The sequence below is a fragment of the Streptomyces aureocirculatus genome, assembly GCF_000720475.1.
GTDB classification, from domain to species: Bacteria; Actinomycetota; Actinomycetes; order Streptomycetales; family Streptomycetaceae; genus Streptomyces; species Streptomyces aureocirculatus.
The window spans coordinates 64,265-82,079 of sequence record NZ_JOAP01000033.1 but is presented as its reverse complement, the minus strand read 5'-3'; the positions used below and the strand labels follow the sequence as shown (position 1 = coordinate 82,079).

Annotated in this window: 14 protein-coding genes; 8 read left to right on the top strand and 6 right to left on the bottom strand. The window is 71.1% G+C overall.

Features of this window, described 5'->3' with window-relative positions; translation table 11 throughout:
• Positions 1 to 346 precede the first annotated feature (346 nt).
• The 5 genes from IG78_RS0127780 (at position 347) to cseC (ending at position 5,748) form a co-directional block, all read left to right on the top strand.
• On the top strand, positions 347 to 1,279 hold the full coding sequence (locus IG78_RS0127780) for an HhH-GPD family protein (protein ID WP_030567968.1): 933 nt from the start codon (positions 347 to 349) through the stop codon (positions 1,277 to 1,279).
• A gap of 331 nt (positions 1,280 to 1,610) precedes the next feature.
• Complete coding sequence (locus IG78_RS0127775; protein WP_030567966.1) at positions 1,611 to 2,150, top strand: SigE family RNA polymerase sigma factor; 540 nt, start codon at positions 1,611 to 1,613, stop codon at positions 2,148 to 2,150.
• A gap of 68 nt (positions 2,151 to 2,218) precedes the next feature.
• Positions 2,219 to 2,812, top strand: a complete 594-nt coding sequence (locus IG78_RS0127770; RefSeq protein WP_030567964.1) for a hypothetical protein — start codon at positions 2,219 to 2,221, stop codon at positions 2,810 to 2,812.
• A gap of 77 nt (positions 2,813 to 2,889) precedes the next feature.
• Positions 2,890 to 3,606, top strand: a complete 717-nt coding sequence (cseB, locus tag IG78_RS0127765) for a two-component system response regulator CseB (RefSeq protein WP_030567962.1) — start codon at positions 2,890 to 2,892, stop codon at positions 3,604 to 3,606.
• A gap of 603 nt (positions 3,607 to 4,209) precedes the next feature.
• Positions 4,210 to 5,748 (top strand): two-component system sensor histidine kinase CseC, encoded by a 1,539-nt coding sequence (gene cseC, locus IG78_RS48395; protein WP_404827767.1) that lies wholly within the window; start codon positions 4,210 to 4,212, stop codon positions 5,746 to 5,748.
• A gap of 52 nt (positions 5,749 to 5,800) precedes the next feature.
• Here the strand turns inward: cseC and IG78_RS0127755 are convergent, their stop codons facing one another.
• The 3 genes from IG78_RS0127755 to IG78_RS0127745 all read right to left on the bottom strand — a co-directional run bounded on the left by IG78_RS0127755 (position 5,801) and on the right by IG78_RS0127745 (position 8,691).
• The gene (locus IG78_RS0127755; protein ID WP_030567958.1) at positions 5,801 to 6,247 is read right to left on the bottom strand and encodes a VOC family protein; all 447 of its coding nucleotides are present in this window, start codon (positions 6,245 to 6,247) and stop codon (positions 5,801 to 5,803) included.
• Between the two features lie 79 nt (positions 6,248 to 6,326).
• Entirely contained in the window at positions 6,327 to 6,773 is a 447-nt protein-coding gene (locus IG78_RS0127750; RefSeq protein WP_030567956.1) for a helix-turn-helix transcriptional regulator, read from the bottom strand.
• A 268-nt stretch (positions 6,774 to 7,041) separates the two neighbouring features.
• Positions 7,042 to 8,691, bottom strand: a complete 1,650-nt coding sequence (locus tag IG78_RS0127745; protein WP_078965651.1) for an MDR family MFS transporter — start codon at positions 8,689 to 8,691, stop codon at positions 7,042 to 7,044.
• Between the two features lie 133 nt (positions 8,692 to 8,824).
• Here IG78_RS0127745 and IG78_RS0127740 point away from each other — a divergent pair, with 133 nt between their 5' ends.
• Positions 8,825 to 9,409 carry a TetR/AcrR family transcriptional regulator gene (locus IG78_RS0127740; protein ID WP_030567952.1) on the top strand — a complete coding sequence of 195 codons (585 nt, stop codon included), beginning with the start codon at positions 8,825 to 8,827 and terminating at the stop codon, positions 9,407 to 9,409.
• Between the two features lie 73 nt (positions 9,410 to 9,482).
• Here the strand turns inward: IG78_RS0127740 and IG78_RS0127735 are convergent, their stop codons facing one another.
• Positions 9,483 to 10,163 carry a M23 family metallopeptidase gene (locus IG78_RS0127735; protein WP_030567950.1) on the bottom strand — a complete coding sequence of 227 codons (681 nt, stop codon included), beginning with the start codon at positions 10,161 to 10,163 and terminating at the stop codon, positions 9,483 to 9,485.
• Between the two features lie 368 nt (positions 10,164 to 10,531).
• Between IG78_RS0127735 and IG78_RS0127730 the strand changes: the two genes are divergently transcribed.
• Entirely contained in the window at positions 10,532 to 13,531 is a 3,000-nt protein-coding gene (locus IG78_RS0127730) for an NACHT domain-containing protein (protein ID WP_078965650.1), read from the top strand.
• A gap of 250 nt (positions 13,532 to 13,781) precedes the next feature.
• Here the strand turns inward: IG78_RS0127730 and IG78_RS0127725 are convergent, their stop codons facing one another.
• Positions 13,782 to 16,304, bottom strand: coding sequence for an ATP-dependent Clp protease ATP-binding subunit (locus IG78_RS0127725; protein WP_030567946.1), 2,523 nt, complete (start codon positions 16,302 to 16,304; stop codon positions 13,782 to 13,784).
• 465 nt (positions 16,305 to 16,769) lie between these two features.
• Between IG78_RS0127725 and IG78_RS0127720 the strand changes: the two genes are divergently transcribed.
• Positions 16,770 to 17,444, top strand: coding sequence for an SCO3374 family protein (locus tag IG78_RS0127720; RefSeq protein WP_030567943.1), 675 nt, complete (start codon positions 16,770 to 16,772; stop codon positions 17,442 to 17,444).
• On the opposite strand, the gene IG78_RS0127715 is transcribed toward IG78_RS0127720, so the two are convergent.
• Complete coding sequence (locus tag IG78_RS0127715; protein WP_030567941.1) at positions 17,423 to 17,758, bottom strand: histone-like nucleoid-structuring protein Lsr2; 336 nt, start codon at positions 17,756 to 17,758, stop codon at positions 17,423 to 17,425. The two genes, IG78_RS0127720 and IG78_RS0127715, sit on opposite strands and share 22 nt — an antisense overlap.
• Positions 17,759 to 17,815: the final 57 nt, after the last annotated feature.

The following is a 17,815-nucleotide window of genomic DNA, read 5'->3' as shown; positions in this document are numbered from 1 at the left end:
ACACCGCTGCCCCCCGAGCACCGGGGACGACAGCAACCACTACACCGGAAGCCGCACGGCACGCCAAGGCCGACAGCAATGGGCGGGTGGGTGGGGAACACCGCCGCGCAGCGGCGGAACATCGCTACGCCCCCCGAGCACCGGGCACAACAGCAACCCCCGCACCGCAGGCCGCACGGCACGCCAAGGCCCGACAGCGACGGGCGGGTGGGTAGGAGATGCCGCGCGCAGCCGCGGGAGGCCACTGGCCCCCGAGCACCGGGGACGACAGCAACCCCTGAGCCAGGGGGGCGTCCGGTCGCGCCGTTGGTGTATCGGCCATGGCCGCCATGGCAGGATCGTGCCCATGCCGACCGCACTCGCCGCCGATCTCGTCAGCGACGGCACCGCCGACGCCCGTTCGCTGGACGAGCAGTTCCACTCCCCCGTCATCGCCTGGTTCGACGCCAACGCGCGCGATCTGCCGTGGCGACGGCAGGACGCCGGGCCCTGGGGGGTCATGGTCAGCGAATTCATGCTCCAGCAGACACCGGTGAGCCGCGTCCTCCCGGTGTACGAGCAGTGGCTCGCCCGATGGCCGCGCCCCGCCGACCTCGCCGAGGAGGCGCCCGGCGAGGCCGTGCGCGCCTGGGGGCGGCTCGGGTACCCGCGGCGGGCGCTGCGGCTGCACGGGGCCGCCGTCGCCATAACGGAACGGCACGGCGGCGACGTACCGGCACAGCACGCGCAGTTGCTCGCGCTGCCCGGCATCGGCGAGTACACGGCCGCTGCCGTGGCGTCGTTCGCGTACGGGCAGCGGCACGCCGTGCTCGACACCAACGTCCGGCGGGTGTTCGCGCGCGCCGTCACCGGGGTGCAGTACCCGCCGAACGCCACCACCGCGGCCGAGCGCAAGCTCGCCCGCGCCCTGCTGCCCGGGGACGAGCGCACCGCCTCGCGCTGGGCCGCGGCCTCCATGGAGCTGGGCGCCCTCGTCTGCACCGCCCGGAACGAGGACTGCGCGCGCTGCCCGCTCGCCGACCGGTGCGCCTGGCTGAGGGCGGGCAAACCGGCGCACGAGGGCCCCGCGCGCCGCGGTCAGACGTACGCGGGCACCGACCGGCAGGTCCGCGGCAAGCTCCTCGCCGTGCTCCGCGAGGCCGTGACACCCGTACCGCAGGCCGCACTCGACCGGGTGTGGGACGACGCCGTGCAGCGGGCCCGCGCCCTGGACGGGCTCGTCGCGGACGGACTCGTGGAACCCCTGCCGGACGGCTGCTACCGGCTCCCGCTGACCTGACGCGCCACAGCCGCCGCGCCACACCTCCATGTCGCGGCCGCCGCGTCACGCCCCCGTGTCACGGCCGCCGTACCGCGGCGGACGGGCCCGAACCGCCGACATAACGGGCATCAGCACCCACACTCACCTGCTGGTTTACGCCCGGCCTACTTCTGTTACACAACCGACGTACAGCCGTGCGTCCGCCGCTGGCTGCTCCGCACAGCCCCGTGACAAGGCCTCCGTAACTTCATTCTCGTACCGCACAGGCAAGGGAAAACGCGGTCGCGAGGCAACCGGCGTCGACCGGGGGCAGCCGGGGTTTAACGGGAACGGACGGAGGCGGTTGGATATGGCGCACGGCGAGGTGCTCGAGTTCGAAGAGTACGTCCGCACTCGGCAGGACGCCCTGCTGCGCAGCGCCCGACGGCTCGTCCCGGACCCCGTGGACGCGCAGGACCTGCTGCAGACTGCGCTCGTGCGGACCTACGGCCGCTGGGACGGTATAGCCGACAAGCGTCTCGCGGACGCCTACCTGCGCCGGGTCATGATCAATACGCGTACGGAGTGGTGGCGCGCCCGCAAGCTCGAAGAGGTGCCCACCGAGCAGCTCCCGGACGCCTCCGTCGACGACTCCACCGAGCAGCACGCGGACCGCGCCCTCCTGATGGACATCATGAAGGTGCTCGCCCCGAAGCAGCGCAGCGTCGTCGTGCTGCGACACTGGGAGCAGATGTCCACCGAGGAGACGGCCGCCGCGCTCGGCATGTCGGCCGGCACGGTCAAGAGCACGCTGCACCGGGCGCTCGCCCGGCTCCGTCAGGAGCTGGAGAGCCGCGATCTCGATGCGCGCGCGTTCGAACGTGAGGAGCGGGAGCGTTGCGCGGCCTGAGTGCCGGAGCCGGTCGGCCAGGCCGGCCGACACCACAGTGGAGACAGTGGAAGGCGGGGAGTACGGCAGTGGCCGTGCTCGCCGCCCTCGGCCTTTTGCTCCCCCTGACCAGTTGCTCCACGGGCGGCTCCGGCACGCGTGACGAAGGCCCCGCCCGCTCGGGCCCCGTGGGCACCACGACGCCCTCGGCGAGCCCGTCCGCGTCGCCCGCCCCCAAGAGCGTGGACGCCGTCCGCCTGGTGAAGGAGGACCCGAAGGTCAGCCTGGCCGTCAAGCGCGACCTGAAGCCATGCGTCGCGGACGAGTACCCGGTGGACGTGTCCTACGGCAACATCACGGGAGCGGCCTCGTCCGATGTCGTCGTCAACGTGCTGACCTGCGGGGACGCCGTCGGTATCGGGAGTTACGTGTACCGCCCCACCGGTAAGACGTACGAGAATGTCTTCACGGACGAGCAGCCTCCGGTCTACGCGGAGATCGACCGCGGCGACCTGGTGGTGAGCAAGCAGTTGTACGAGGAGGGCAGCTCGCAGTCCGATCCGTCGGGCGAGGAAGTCATCACGTACCGCTGGTCCTCGGACCGCTTCACCGAGCAGGACCGTACGCACAACAACTACAGCAAGACGGTGAGCGGCGCCTCCGCCGCCCCGGACGACGACTGACCGCCCCCGCACCCGCACCCGTCCCCGCACCCCCACCCGTCCCCGAACCCAGAACAGAGCGGAACTGAGAGCACCCGATGGCAGAACACACTCATGTCCTGTTCGTCGAGGACGACGACGTCATCCGCGAGGCCACGCAGCTCGCCCTGGAGCGCGACGGCTTCGTGGTCACCGCCATGCCCGACGGCCTTTCGGGCCTGGCGGCGTTCCGGGCGGACCGGCCCGACATCGCCCTGCTCGACGTGATGGTGCCCGGCCTTGACGGCGTCAGCCTCTGCCGGCGCATCCGGGACGAGTCGACGGTGCCGGTGATCATGCTGTCGGCGCGGGCCGACTCGATCGACGTGGTCCTCGGCCTGGAGGCGGGCGCCGACGACTATGTGACCAAGCCGTTCGACGGTGCCGTCCTGGTGGCCCGCATCCGCGCCGTGCTGCGGCGCTTCGGGCACGCCAGCGGTCCCGGCGTGGGCGCGGCGGCTCCCGCCGAGGCGGGCGGCGCCACCGACGGCGGTGTGCTCACCTTCGGTGACCTGGAGATCGACACGGAGGGTATGGAGGTGCGCCGCGCCGGTGCCCCGGTCGGCCTCACGCCGACGGAGATGCGGCTGCTCCTGGAGTTCTCCTCCGCCCCCGGCACGGTCCTCTCCCGCGACAAGCTCCTAGAGCGCGTCTGGGACTACGGCTGGGGCGGCGACACGCGCGTCGTGGACGTGCACGTCCAGCGCCTGCGCACCAAGGTCGGCCAGGACCGCATCGAAACGGTCCGCGGCTTCGGCTACAAGCTCAGGGCGTGAGCCGGCGACGTGGCGGGGACACAGGGGTCAGCCATGGGCGGTGACATGAACGAGCCAACACCCCCCGGCCGGGGCGAAGCCCACCGCGAGCGCAGCGCGAAGCGCCCTGACCTGGGCGCGGAACGCCCCGGGCCGGGTGCGGAACGCCCCGGGCCGGGTGCGGGCAGCCCTGGGCCAGGCGCGGGCCGCCCCGAAGCGGGCGCAGACAGCCCCGGGCCGGGCGCACACCGCCCCGGGCCAGGCACGGACCGCCACGGGCCGGGTGCACACCGCTCCGAAGAAGGAGCAGACCGCTCCGGAACGGGCGCAAACCCACCCGGCCCAGGCACAGGCCGCCCCGGAACGGGCGCGCCCCGCCCCGCGGCGAGCGCAAACCACCCCGGCCCGCGTACGGAACGCCCCGGAACGGGCGCAAACCCGCCCGGCCCAGGCACAGGCCGCCCCGGCCCGGGCGGTGCGCGCTCCCGATGGGACGCGGGGCGCGCAGGCGCAGCGAACACGCGCCCGGGAGCGGACCCGGCACGCGCAGAAGCGGGACCGGTGCCTCCGGGAGCGGACCCGGCACGCACGGAAGCGCGGCCGACGCTAAGGGGAGCGGGACCGGTGCGGACGCCAGCAGACCCGGCACGCGCAGAAGCGGGACCGGTGCCTCCGGGAGCGGACCCGGCACGCACGGAAGCGGAGCCGACGCTAAGGGGAGCGGGACCGGTGCGGACGGGGGCCGAGGGGGTGGCCTCGGGGGCGTTTCGTGGGCTGCGGGACCGGCTGGAAGCCCTGCGGCGCCCCCGCGGAACCTGGCGCCTGCGGGACCTCGCGGGCGCCCGGCTGCGCACCGGCGTGCGCTGGAAGATCGCGGCGGCCATCGCCCTGGTCGGCGCGCTCGTCGCCATCGCGCTGAGCCTCGTCGTGCACAACGCGGCCCGCGTCTCGATGCTCGACAACGCCCGCGACCTCCAGGACGAGCGTGTCCAGATCGCCCAGCGCAACTACCAGTCGCGCGGCACCACCAGCGCCTTCTACGGCACCAAGATCGACGACCCGCAGCTCCCGAAGGAGCTGCGGCGCAAGGTCCTCACCGGCCGCCGCGCGACCTATGTGCAGGAGCACGCCGACGGCGTACCGGACATCTGGGGCGCGGTGCCGCTGAGTGACGGCCAAGTCCTGTCGGTGCACACCCGCTTCACCGACCGCAGCGCGGCCATCATGAAGGACCTCGACCAGGCCCTCGTCATAGGCTCCATCGCGGTCGTCTTCGGCGGCTGCGCCCTCGGCGTGCTCATCGGCGGCCAGATCGCCCGCCGCCTGCGCGAGGCCGCGACGGCCGCGGGCCAGGTCGCGCAGGGCCAGACCGACGTGACCGTGCAGGAGGCCATCGGCGGCTACGTACGCGACGAGACCGACGACCTCGCGCAGGCCGTCGACGCCATGGCCGACGCCCTCAAGCAGCGCCTCGAAGCCGAGCGCCGCGTGACCGCCGACATCGCGCACGAGCTGCGCACCCCGGTGACCGGGCTGCTCACGGCCGCCGAACTGCTGCCGCCGGGCCGCCCGACCGAGCTGGTCAAGGACCGCGCCCAGGCGATGCGCACACTCGTGGAGGACGTCCTGGAAGTGGCCAGGCTCGACTCCGCGTCCGAGCGCGCCGAACTGCAGGACATCACGCTCGGCGAGTTCGTCAGCCGCCGCATGGCCGTCCTGAGCCACGACGTACGGGTACAGATCGTGCACGAGTCGGTGGTCACCACCGACCCGCGCCGCCTGGAACGCATCCTCGGCAACCTCGTCGCCAACGCCGCCAAACACGGCAAGCCGCCCATCGAGGTCAGCGTCGAGGGCCGCGTCGTCCGGGTGCGCGACCACGGGACCGGCTTCCCCGACGCCCTGCTCGCCGAGGGCCCGAGCCGCTTCCGCACCGGCTCCGCCGACCGCGCGGGCCGCGGCCACGGCCTGGGCCTGACGATCGCGGCGGGCCAGGCCAAGGTACTCGGCGCGCGGCTGACCTTCCGCAACATACGCCCGCCGGGGTCCGCCCCCGACGAGCCCGCCGAGGGGGCGGTGGCGGTGCTCTGGCTGCCCGAGCACGCGCCGACGAACACCGGGAGCTTCCCGATGTTCCAGTTCCCCGACAAGTGGGATAAATAGGCCTTGGCGTCCGACGTCGGCCCCCGACCCGCGGGCGAGGTTCAGGAGCGGCTCAGCACCCCCAGTCCTTGTCGAGGTCGAGCTCGCCCTCGCGCGGCTGGGTGAAGGAGAACCAGTTGCCGGAGTCGTCGCGGAAGATCGCCTCGATTCCGTACGGGCGTTCCTGCGGCGGGTGCAGGAACTCCACGCCGCGCGCCTTCAGCTTCTCGTAGTCCCCGTGGATGTCGTCCGTGCTCAGGGCGCCACCACCCAGCACCCCCTTGGTGATCAGCTTCTTCATCGCCTCGGCGGACTCCGCGTCCATGCCCGCACCGCCCGGCACCATCAGGGCGATCATCAGTTCGGGCTGCTCCTTGGCGCCGACGGTGAGGAAGCGCATGCCGCCCTCACCGAGGGTCATGTCGGTGCGGACCTCCATGCCCAGCTTCTCGGTGTAGAACTCCTTGGCCCGGTCCTGGTCGAGGACCCAGACGGTGGAAATGGCGAGTCCCTTGATCATGTCGTGCTCCCGGTGCTCCTGGTGAGGGGTTCTCGTACCTGCCCGGCCACCGTAGGCAGCGGGCCCCGCGTCCCGCTTCTCAAGAATTGCGCTCCCCGCCGTCGGTTCTCACGGGTCCGGTCCCCGTGCCGTCGAGACCCGCCCGCGCGGGGAACCCGCCCGCCCACAGCAGTGCCCAGCACCCGGGGATCAGCGCCGCCCCGCGCCCCACGTGCTTCGCGCGGTACTCGCTCGGGGTGAGGCCCGTCTGCCGTTTGAAGGACGACGAGAACGTGCCCACGCTGGTGAAGCCGACGAGCATGCAGATGTCCGTCACGGAGAGGTCGGCCGAGCGGAGCATGTCCCCGGCCCGCTCGATCCGGCGGCGCGAGAGGTACTGCCCGGGCGTCTCCCCGTACACCTCCTTGAAGGCGCGCAGGAAGTGATGGCGTGCGTAGCCGGCGTGCGCGGCCACGGCGGCCAGGTCGAGGGCGGGGTCGGCCCAGTCGCGGTCCATCGCGTCCTTCGCGAGGCGCAGCCGCCTCATCTGCCGCAATTTGTCCACGCTGCGATGCTGGCACGAGCCACTGACAACGGCAGCCGGTGACCGTATCCACCCGGCGCGCACCGGGTGCCCGGCACACACCGCGGCACACACCGGGGCACCCGCCGCACACGGGGGCACCCTGCACACGGGGGGGGGCGCCCTGCCCCACGGCGACGGCCCCCGGCGCCGAGCTCTCGCTCGGTTCCGGGGGCCGTACGGCCGGGCGGAAGCCGCGGAATCGGACGGCCTCTGCCGCCGTCCGCCGCCGCTATCCGCGCGCGGGGTCCCCACCCGCGGCACCGGCCGGCTTCTGGTCGGCGGGCCCCGACCCGCGCAGCGGCGTCTCCTTCACGAAGACCGCCGCGGCGAGCGCGCCGAGGGCCACCACCACGGTGAGCAGGAACGCCAGGTGCGTACCTGAGGACACCGCGTGCTGGTAGGCGTCGCGGGCCGCCTCCGGCAGCTTGGCGAGGCTGTCCGCGTCGAGCTGGGCGGAGTGCTCGGTGACCTGGGCGACGCCGCCGCCGGCCCCGGCGGACCGCTCGGCCATCTCGTCCTGGACCCGGTTGTTGAACAGCGCGCCCATGATCGCGACACCGAAGGACGAGCCGAGCGTACGGAACAGCGTGGCCGTGGACGAGGCGACGCCCATGTCCTTCATCTCGACGCTGTTCTGCGCGACGAGCATGGTGATCTGCATCAGGCAGCCCATGCCGGCGCCGAGGACGGCCATGTAGATCCCGGAGGTCAGGCGGGAGGTCTCGGTGTCCATCTGCGACAGGAGGAAGAGGCCCGCGGCCATCAGGACGCTGCCTGCGACGGGGAAGACCTTGTACTTGCCGGTGGCGGTGGTGTACCGCCCCGCGAACATCGAGACGGCCATCATCGCGAGCAGCATCGGCATCAGGAGCAGCCCGGAGTTGGTGGCCGACGCGCCCTGGACCGCCTGCTGGTAGAGCGGCAGGAAGAGCATCGCGCCGAACATCACGAAGCCGGTGAGGAAGCCGACCACGGCCATGAGCGAGAAGTTGCGGTTGCGGAAGATCCGGAACGGCATGATCGGCTCGGCGGCCTTCTGCTGGACGAACCAGAAGCCGACCAGGGAGGCGACACCGAGCCCGATGAGCTCCATGATCACGGCCGAGTTCCAGTCGTACTCCGTGCCGCCCCAGGTCGTGACGAGCACCAGCGAGGTGATGCCGACGGTGAGCAGGGCCGCGCCGAGGTAGTCGATGCGTCCCTCGGCCCGCTTCTTGGGCAGGTGCAGCACGGCGCTGACCATGAACAGGGCGACGATGCCGAGCGGCAGGTTGATGTAGAAGGCCCAGCGCCAGCCGAGGTGGTCGGTGAGGGTGCCGCCGACCAGCGGGCCGCCGATCATCGCGACCGCCATCACGCCGGTCATCATGCCCATGTACTTGCCGCGCTCCCGCGGCGGCACCAGTTCCCCGATGATCGCCATGACGCCGACCATCAGACCGCCCGCGCCCAGGCCCTGCACGGCCCGGAAGGCGATGAGCTGCCCCATGTCCTGGGCGATGCCGCTGAGCGCGGAGCCGACCAGGAAGATGACTATGGCGCTGAGGAAGGCGCCCTTGCGCCCGTACATGTCGCCGACCTTGCCCCAGATCGGGGTGGAGGCCGCGGTCGCGAGGGTGTACGCGGTGACGACCCACGACAGGTGCTCAAGACCGCCGAGGTCACCGACGATGGTCGGCATCGCGGGCGCCACGATCATGTTGTCGAGCATCGCAAGCAGGATCGCGACCATCAGCGCGAAGATCACGACGCGTACGCTGCGCGGCTCCGGCGGCTCCGCGCCCCGCTGTTTCTTCTTCCTCTTCTCCCCGTGCTCCTGCTCCGCCTTCTTCTGCGCATCCCGGCCGGCCGCCCCGACCGCCACGCTGGTTCCCGCCATGGTTCCCGTCCCCTTTTCCCCGCACTTACTTGCCGCCCGGCAAGTTGGCTACAGTAGAGGAAAGTAGACCCTTAACTAGCCGGGCGTCAAGTAAGTTCGGGCTGGGCCGGGGAGAAGTGCGAGGATCGCCACCATGGGCAGCACAGGCAGGCAGCGGCGTCGCGGGGACACCCGTCAGCGCATTCAGGACGTGGCACTCGCACTCTTCGCCGAGCAGGGGTACGAGAAGACGTCCCTGCGCGAGATCGCCGAGCGTCTGGAGGTCACGAAGGCGGCGCTGTACTACCACTTCAAGACCAAGGAAGACATCCTCACCAGCATCTTCGACGATCTGACGCGGCCCATCGACGAGCTGATCGCCTGGGGCAAGGAGCAGCCGCGCACCCTGGAGACCAAGCGCACGATCCTGACGCGCTACAGCGGCATCCTCGACGAGGGCGCCCCGCTCTTCCGCTTCATGCAGGAGAACCAGGCGACGATGCGCGACCTGAAGACGGGCGAGAGCTTCAAGGACCGGATGTTCCAGCTCCTGGACATCCTCCGCCACGACGACCCGTCGACGCCGATGACCGCACAGGTGCGCTGCTTCAGCGCGCTGTTCACGATGCACGGCGGGATGTTCGTGCTCAAGGACGCCGAAGGCGACCCCGAGGAGAAGCGGAAAGCCATCCTCGAGGTCGCCATCGACTTGGTGACCCAGGCGCACCACGACGCCTGAGCCGACCCAGGCTCACCACGCCTGTGCCGACCCAGACTCACCGCGCCTGAGCCGGGGCGTCACGCGCGGGGGATCAGACGCGGACGCCCTGCTCACGGAGGAAGTTGACCGGGTTCACGGCCGAGCCGTAGTTCGGCGTCGTACGGATCTCGAAGTGCAGGTGCGGGCCGCTGGAGTTGCCGGTGTTGCCGGACAGGGCGATGCGCTGGCCGGTGCCGATGGCCTGGCCGGGGCGGACCTCGACCTTCGACAGGTGCGCGTACTGCGAGAACGTGCCGTCGGCGTGCTTGATCACCACGGCGTTGCCGTACGCGGGGCCGTCACCGGCGCCGTTCGGTCCCGCCTTGACGACGGTGCCGGCGTGCACGGACTTCACGACGGTGCCGATCGGCACGGCGAAGTCCTGGCCGGAGTGCTTGCTGGACCACATGCTGCCGCCGAGGCCGAAGCTCGCGGACAGACGGTAGTTCTCGACCGGGTCCTGCCAGGCGGCGGCCTTCTTGGCGGCGGCCTGCTTGGCCTGCGCCGCCTTCTTGCCGGCGGCCTGCTTGGCGTGCTCGGCCGCCTTGGCCTGGGCGGCGGCCTGCGCCCCCACGGACGAGGCGGTCACGGACTGCACCGAGCCCTTGGCGTCGGCGGCGGCCGCGACCCCGGCTCCGAGCACCGTCGTGACACCGACACCGGCGGCGAGGACGGCCGCCCGGGTACGACGCGGGGACGGGGCGAAAGAGTGAGTCGTGGCGCGCTTCGGCATGGGGAAACCTCCGGGGCAAGGCAGGGGGGACGGGGTGGAGCGGGCAAAGAAGGGGTGACACGGGCAAAAGGGAATCCGGCACACGGACTGCGCATGCCGGACGGCTATCCCTTGGTAACCCCCACCCCGCCCCGCACTCAAACAGCCCCTCTACTAGGAGTGGCCGTACCCGAGACGTCCGTTTCCGGCGGCTTCTTCGATCCCTTAGGTTTCTTCGGTCATCCCGCAGGGGTGGTCCGGGCCGCGATGCCCGGAACGACCACTATCAAACCTCGTATGTGACGTATGCCCTGTGCGTCACATCACCGGACGGCACGATTCCGCACCCCCGGAATGTGACGCGCGCTACGCCCACTACGCTCTCGCGCATGGATCCCGCGGCCCTTGGCATCCGCATCGCGTCCGGCGTCGTCTCCCCGCTGATCAGGAAGCTGTTCGCGCGGCCGGGGCCGGGGGCGGGCCTGGTGGACGAACCGGTGCGCGTCGACGGCCTGGTGTCGTTCCGCGGCGAGCGGCGCCACCTCGCCGAGAAGGACGTGCGCGGCCTGGTGACCGAGCTGGTCCGGCAGGCCGTACGCGCCGGTGAGCACGGCGAACGCCCCCTCCCCCACGACGAGGAGGAAGCCGTCGTCCACGCCCTGACCGGCACGCTGCTCGCGCTCGGCGCCCTCACCCTCACGGACGTGGAGGCGGTGTCCCTCGGCCATCAGGAGCTGGCGAACCGGCTGCGCCGTACCGGTGGGGACCCGGCAAGGGAGCTGTCGGCGGACGCCGCGTACTTCTACGAACGGCTGCTGACCACGGCGTGCCTGCACGTCCTGAACTTCTTCACGCAGCGTTCGGCCTTCGTGGCCCGCACCTTGGTGGAGCAGAGCCGCAACCAGGCGGAACTCATAGCCAAAGTTGACGAGTTGATCGCGCGGAACCCGCTCCCGGGGGCGGAGGACGTGCGGTTCGAGCAGCGCTACCTCGCCCATGTCGCGAAGAAGCACGGCAAGCTGACGATCTTCGGGATCGACCTGGCCGACTCGCCGGGCACCTGGCCCCTGGACGCGGCCTATCTGAGCCTGACGGCGACCGGGGAGGGACGGCCCCTGGGCGAGGTGCGGATCGGGGACGATCTGTACCCGATCCGCGAGGCGGACCTCGACTCGGCGCCCCGCCCCGCCGACGAGGCCCTCGCCACGCACGACCGCGTACTCCTCCGCGGTGAGGCGGGCTCGGGCAAGACGACCCTCGTCCAGTGGCTCGCGGTCTCCGCCGCCGCCCCGCGCCCCGGCGCGCGCATGGCCTATCTGCACGACCGCGTCCCCTACGTCCTGCCCTTGCGCACCCTGACCGCCCACGGCGAGCGCCTCCCCGCGCCGAAGGACTTCCTGACCGCCGTGTCACCGCTCGCGGGGACCCAGCCGGACGGCTGGGAGGCCCGCGTCCTGACCGCGGGCCGCGCCCTGGTCCTCGTCGACGGCATCGACGAGGTCCCCGAGGCCGAACGCGCCCGCACGCGCGCGTGGCTGACGGACCTCATGGACGCCTACCCCGGCAACCGCTGGCTGGTGACGTCCCGGCCCTCGGCCGTACGCGAGGACTGGCTCGCCGACGAGGACTTCACGGAGCTGACCCTCGCGCCGATGAGCGCGGCCGACGTGGCCAGGTTCATCGCGCGCTGGCACCGGGCCGCGGCGACCGGCTCGCCGGAGCAGGACGCGGCCCTTACGGCGTACCGGACCCAGCTCCTCGACGCCGTGCGCGGCAAGCCGGAGCTCGGCAGGCTCGCCACCAACCCGCTGCTGTGCGGGCTGCTGTGCGCCCTGCACCGGGACCGCCGCGGCTTTCTGCCGCTCGGCCGCAAGGACCTCTACACGGCCGCCCTGTCCATGCTCCTGATCCGCCGCGACCGCGAGCGCCATCTGCACGTGCCCGAACTCCGCGAGGAGCCCCAGCTCCAGCTTTTGCAGCGGCTCGCCTACTGGCTGATCCGCAACGGCCGTACGGAGCTGGACCGCACCCGCGCCACCACGATCATCCGGGACGCCCTGCCCGCCGTCCCGGAACTCGCGGCCCTGGGCGACGCCGACGCGGTGTACGCCCACTTCCTGCACCGCAGTGGGCTGCTGCGCGAACCCGGCCCGGACACCGTGGAGTTCGTGCACCGCACCTTCCAGGACTTCCTCGGCGCGCGGGCCGCCGTGGACGAGGGCGACTTCGGGGTGCTCGCCCGGCACGGTGCGGACGACCAGTGGGAGGACGTCATCCGCATGGCGGTCGCCCAGGCCCGCCCCCGCGAACGTGCCGAGCTACTCGGCGACTTGCTCGCGTACGGCGACACCCACGCCGACTCCTCCGCCCGCAGGCGCGCACACCTCCTCGCGGCGGCCTGCCTGGAGCACGCGGCGGAGCTGGCGCCCTCGGCGCGGGAGGAGGTCGAGCGGCGGACGGCCGATCTGATCCCGCCGCGTGGCCCGGAGGACGCGCGGGACCTCGCGGCCGCGGGGCCGATGATCCTCGACCTGCTCCCCGGCCCGGACGAGGTCTCCGGCGACGCCGCCCGGCACGTGGTGACCGCCGCGACCCATGTGCGCTCGGACGCGGCGATCCCGTTCCTCGCCCGGTACGTGGACCACCCCGACCAGGCGGTCCGCAGTCAGCTCATGTGGGGCTGGCACCGCTTCGACTGCCGTACGTACGCCGAGCAGGTCGTGGCCCGTCTGGACGACGGCTCGACCCACTTCACCTTCCATGCGGACGAGCACGTGGACGAGGTGCTGAGGCTCGGTCTGCGACCCGCGGACCTGGACATCCGCGACGGCGTGTCCCCCGATGCGGCGTCGCACCTGATCGTCGAGTGCGAGCCCACGTATCTGTTCCTCGGGCTCTCGCCCGCCCATCTCACGCGGGACGCTCTGGTGGCGTTGCGGCGCCTGCGGGCTTTGCGCGTCGCGGGCAGTCGAGAGCCCTGGGCTCTCGACCAGATCCCCGCCGAGGCGCCGCTGCACACGTTCGGGCTGTTCCTGGACACCGGCATCGAGGACCGGGATCTACACCTCATCGGCCGCTGGCCGGAGCTGCGCCGGCTCATCTTCAGCAACACGGAGGAGTTCCCCGGCTCACAAGCGGCGTGGCGGAACCTCGCCCGCCTGCGCCACCTCACCGGACTGGCCGTACCTGCCGACAGCCTCGCCCACGCACCCGATGACCTGAGCATGCCCGGCATCACCGAGCTGCTGCTGATCAGCACCCGCGACTGGGAGCCCGCCTCAGCGACCGCCCTGGCACGGGCCCGGTCACTTTTCCCCGGCATCGAACACCTGGCTCTCCCGGCCCACTGGGAAGACCACGCCGCAGCACCGCCCCGTCACCCGTCTTGAACTGGGCGGCCGATATCCGTACGGCAAGGATGCGCCGAATCCATGGGCCCACCCCTTGCCCGGCTTGCGTCCGACCGCATTCCTACCTGGGAATTCACCCTCCGGAATCAAAACACTACGGCTCTTCGAGTTGAACGGAACACCTCCTGGAACACGCCACCCTCACGACCGTACAAACACGGAAAAGGGGCTGCCCCGGACCCGAAGGTCCGGGGCAGCCCCTACGCGCTGCTCAGGCAAAGCGCCCGCGTCACGCGTCCTTGCTCAGATTCGGCCCGCCACCCGCGGCGGACTCGATCGGCGGCACGTCCGGGAGAGCCGCCTTCTCCTCACCGCGGAAGGTGAAGGCCTTGGTCTCGCCCTCGCCCTCCGTGTCGACGACCACGATGTGACCGGGGCGCAGCTCGCCGAAGAGGATCTTCTCGGAGAGCGTGTCCTCGATCTCGCGCTGGATGGTGCGGCGCAGCGGCCGCGCACCCAGGACGGGGTCGTACCCCTTCTTGGCGAGGAGCTCCTTGGCGGACTGGGAGAGCTCGAGGCCCATGTCCCGGTCCTTCAGGCGCTCGTCCACCTTGGTGATCATGAGGTCGACGATCTCGAGGATGTCGCCCTGGCTGAGCTGCGGGAAGACGACGACGTCGTCCACACGGTTGAGGAACTCGGGCCGGAAGTGCTGCTTCAGCTCGTCCGAGACCTTGTTCTTCATGCGCTCGTAGTTGGACTTCGTGTCGCCCTGGGCGGCGAAGCCCAGGTTGAAGCCCTTGGAGATGTCCCGCGTACCGAGGTTGGTCGTCATGATGATGACCGTGTTCTTGAAGTCCACGACCCGGCCCTGGGAGTCGGTCAGGCGACCGTCCTCCAGGATCTGCAGCAGCGAGTTGAAGATGTCCGGGTGGGCCTTCTCGACCTCGTCGAAGAGGACGACGGAGAACGGCTTGCGGCGGACCTTCTCGGTGAGCTGACCGCCCTCTTCGTAGCCCACGTAGCCGGGGGGCGAGCCGAAGAGACGCGAGACCGTGTGCTTCTCGCTGAACTCCGACATGTCGAGGGAGATCAGCGCGTCCTCGTCACCGAAGAGGAACTCGGCGAGGGCCTTGGACAGCTCGGTCTTACCGACACCGGACGGACCGGCGAAGATGAACGAGCCACCGGGACGCTTCGGGTCCTTCAGACCCGCCCGCGTACGCCGGATCGCCTTCGAGAGCGCCTTGACGGCGTCCTTCTGGCCGATGACGCGCTTGTGGAGCTCGTCCTCCATACGGAGCAGACGGGAGGACTCCTCCTCCGTCAGCTTGAAGACCGGGATGCCCGTCGCCGTGGCGAGGACCTCGGCGATCAGCTCGCCGTCGACCTCGGCGACGACGTCCATGTCGCCGGCCTTCCACTCCTTCTCGCGCTTGGCCTTGGCGGCCAGGAGCTGCTTCTCCTTGTCGCGCAGGGAAGCGGCCTTCTCGAAGTCCTGGGAGTCGATCGCCGACTCCTTGTCCCGGCGCACGCCCGCGATCTTCTCGTCGAACTCGCGGAGGTCCGGCGGCGCGGTCATCCGGCGGATGCGCATCCGGGAGCCCGCCTCGTCGATCAGGTCGATCGCCTTGTCGGGCAGGAAGCGGTCCGAGATGTACCGGTCGGCCAGGGTGGCGGCCTGGACCAGGGCCTCGTCGGTGATGGAGACGCGGTGGTGCGCCTCGTACCGGTCGCGCAGGCCCTTGAGGATCTCGATGGTGTGCGGCAGCGACGGCTCCGCGACCTGGATGGGCTGGAAGCGGCGCTCGAGGGCCGCGTCCTTCTCCAGGTGCTTGCGGTACTCGTCGAGCGTGGTGGCACCGATGGTCTGGAGCTCACCGCGGGCCAGCATCGGCTTCAGGATCGACGCCGCGTCGATGGCGCCCTCGGCGGCACCCGCACCCACGAGCGTGTGCAGCTCGTCGATGAACAGGATGATGTCGCCGCGGGTGCGGATCTCCTTGAGGACCTTCTTCAGGCGCTCCTCGAAGTCGCCGCGGTAGCGCGAGCCTGCGACCAGGGCGCCCAGGTCGAGGGTGTAGAGGTGCTTGTCCTTGAGGGTCTCGGGCACCTCGCCCTTGACGATGGCCTGGGCGAGGCCCTCGACGACGGCGGTCTTGCCGACGCCGGGCTCACCGATCAGGACCGGGTTGTTCTTCGTACGGCGGGACAGCACCTGCATGACCCGCTCGATCTCCTTCTCGCGCCCGATGACCGGGTCGAGCTTGGACTCACGAGCGGCCTGGGTGAGATTCCGGCCGAACTGGTCGAGGACCAGGGACGTGGAGGGCGTGCCCTCGGCAGGACCGCCGGCGGTGGCGGTCTCCTTGCCCTGGTAGCCGGAGAGCAACTGGATGACCTGCTGCCGCACCCGGTTGAGATCGGCGCCCAGCTTGACCAGGACCTGGGCGGCGACGCCCTCGCCCTCGCGGATCAGGCCGAGCAGGATGTGCTCCGTGCCGATGTAGTTGTGCCCGAGCTGAAGGGCCTCGCGGAGCGAGAGCTCCAGGACCTTCTTGGCACGGGGGGTGAAGGGGATGTGCCCGGACGGGGCCTGCTGGCCCTGCCCGATGATCTCCTCCACCTGCTGGCGGACCGCCTCGAGCGAAATCCCGAGGCTCTCCAGGGCCTTAGCGGCGACACCCTCACCCTCATGGATCAGGCCCAGGAGGATGTGCTCGGTGCCGATGTAGTTGTGGTTGAGCATCCGGGCTTCTTCCTGAGCCAGGACGACAACCCGCCGCGCGCGGTCGGTGAACCTCTCGAACATCGTTAATCGCTCCTCAGAGCGGTCAGGCAGTAAGGGGACGCTCCCCTCCCTGTCCTTCCGCAGCTTAGTCCCGCAAGCGGGGACCGCTCATTCCAACTGCCGACACCCGTCCGGATCACCCTCACTACGGTAGAGAACGCTTCCCGGCTCCAACGCCGACACATGCCACAACTTGATGGTGGGAGATGATGTTCCCGCAGGCCAGGCCGTCACCCTCGCTACGAGTACGCCGTTGGCGAACGTGGGACACCTGAACGCCGCGTGTCGCCCCTCCCCACTAGGGATGTCTTACCCGTATGCACTGACTCTCCATGCAGCGCGCACCGGTTCGCTCCGCTACGGGCGAACACCCTTGCGCCGTGAAGTGCGCCAATACGCCCCCGGATCGACCACCGAGCGCGACAGAACCCACACCCATCGTGACAGGGCCGTAACCCCAGTGCGTCTCGCCCGGTTGCTCCGGGCATGGCCCTCAGCGTTCCCCACCCCCGACCGCCGGTGTCGCGTCAGCGGGACGCCCCGGCGCCGGGGCCGTGGGATCCGGCGGCGGAGCGGTGCTGGTACGAGAACGGCCTGGGCTGGGCCGTGGCTTCCGGCCCCGGCGTCAGGCTGCTCACGGGGCTGCGCTTCGACGTGCTCGAACTGCCGGCGGAGGCGGGCTTCGCGGCGCTGCGGCACGCGGGCCCGAAGGCGCCCGTGGCCCTGCACGGGGAGACGATGCGGCTCTTCGTGGCCGCGGGCAGCGCGGACGAGCTGCCGGGACTGCTCGACTGGCTGGAGTGGGGGGGCATCCCCCTGGACCTCAAGGGGATCGGCGCGGGCGGTCTCGTGGACGCGCCCACCCCTCCCGGCGCGGTCGGCCGACCGGGGGCCGCCGTGTGGCTGCGGGCCCCCGAGCCCAACTGCGAGGTGGAGGCGACGTTGCCGTCACTGACCTTGCCGTCACTGACCTTGCCGTCACCGACACCGCCGTCCGCCCCGGGGCCGAGCCCGGCCCTGTGCGCGGACGGCAGCGGAACCGACCCCCATTCCGGCTCCGCCGCGGGCTCCGACCTCGTACGCCTCGTGGACACGGCGGCAACGCAGTGCCACCGGGTCCGGCTGCGGCGTCAGAGCAGTCAGCCGTTGGCCTTCTCGTAGGCCTCGCGGATGGACGCGGGGACGCGGCCGCGGTCGTTGACCTCGAAGCCGTTGTCCTTCGCCCACGCGCGGATCTGCGCGGTGTCCTGGCTGCCGCCGGACGTCGCGGTCCGGGACTTGCCGCGTCCGCTGGAGCGGCCACCCGTCCGACGCCCGCTCTTCACGTACGCCTCGAGAAGACCGCGGAGCTTGTCTGCGTTGGCGGTGGTGAGATCGATCTCGTACGTCTTGCCGTCCAGCGCGAACGTCACGGTCTCGTCCGCCTCGCCGCCGTCGAGGTCATCGACAAGAAGGACCTGAACCTTCTGTGCCACCGGATTTCCTTTCATCGATAACTTCAGGGCCGGACCATGCGGCATGAGCCGCCGATT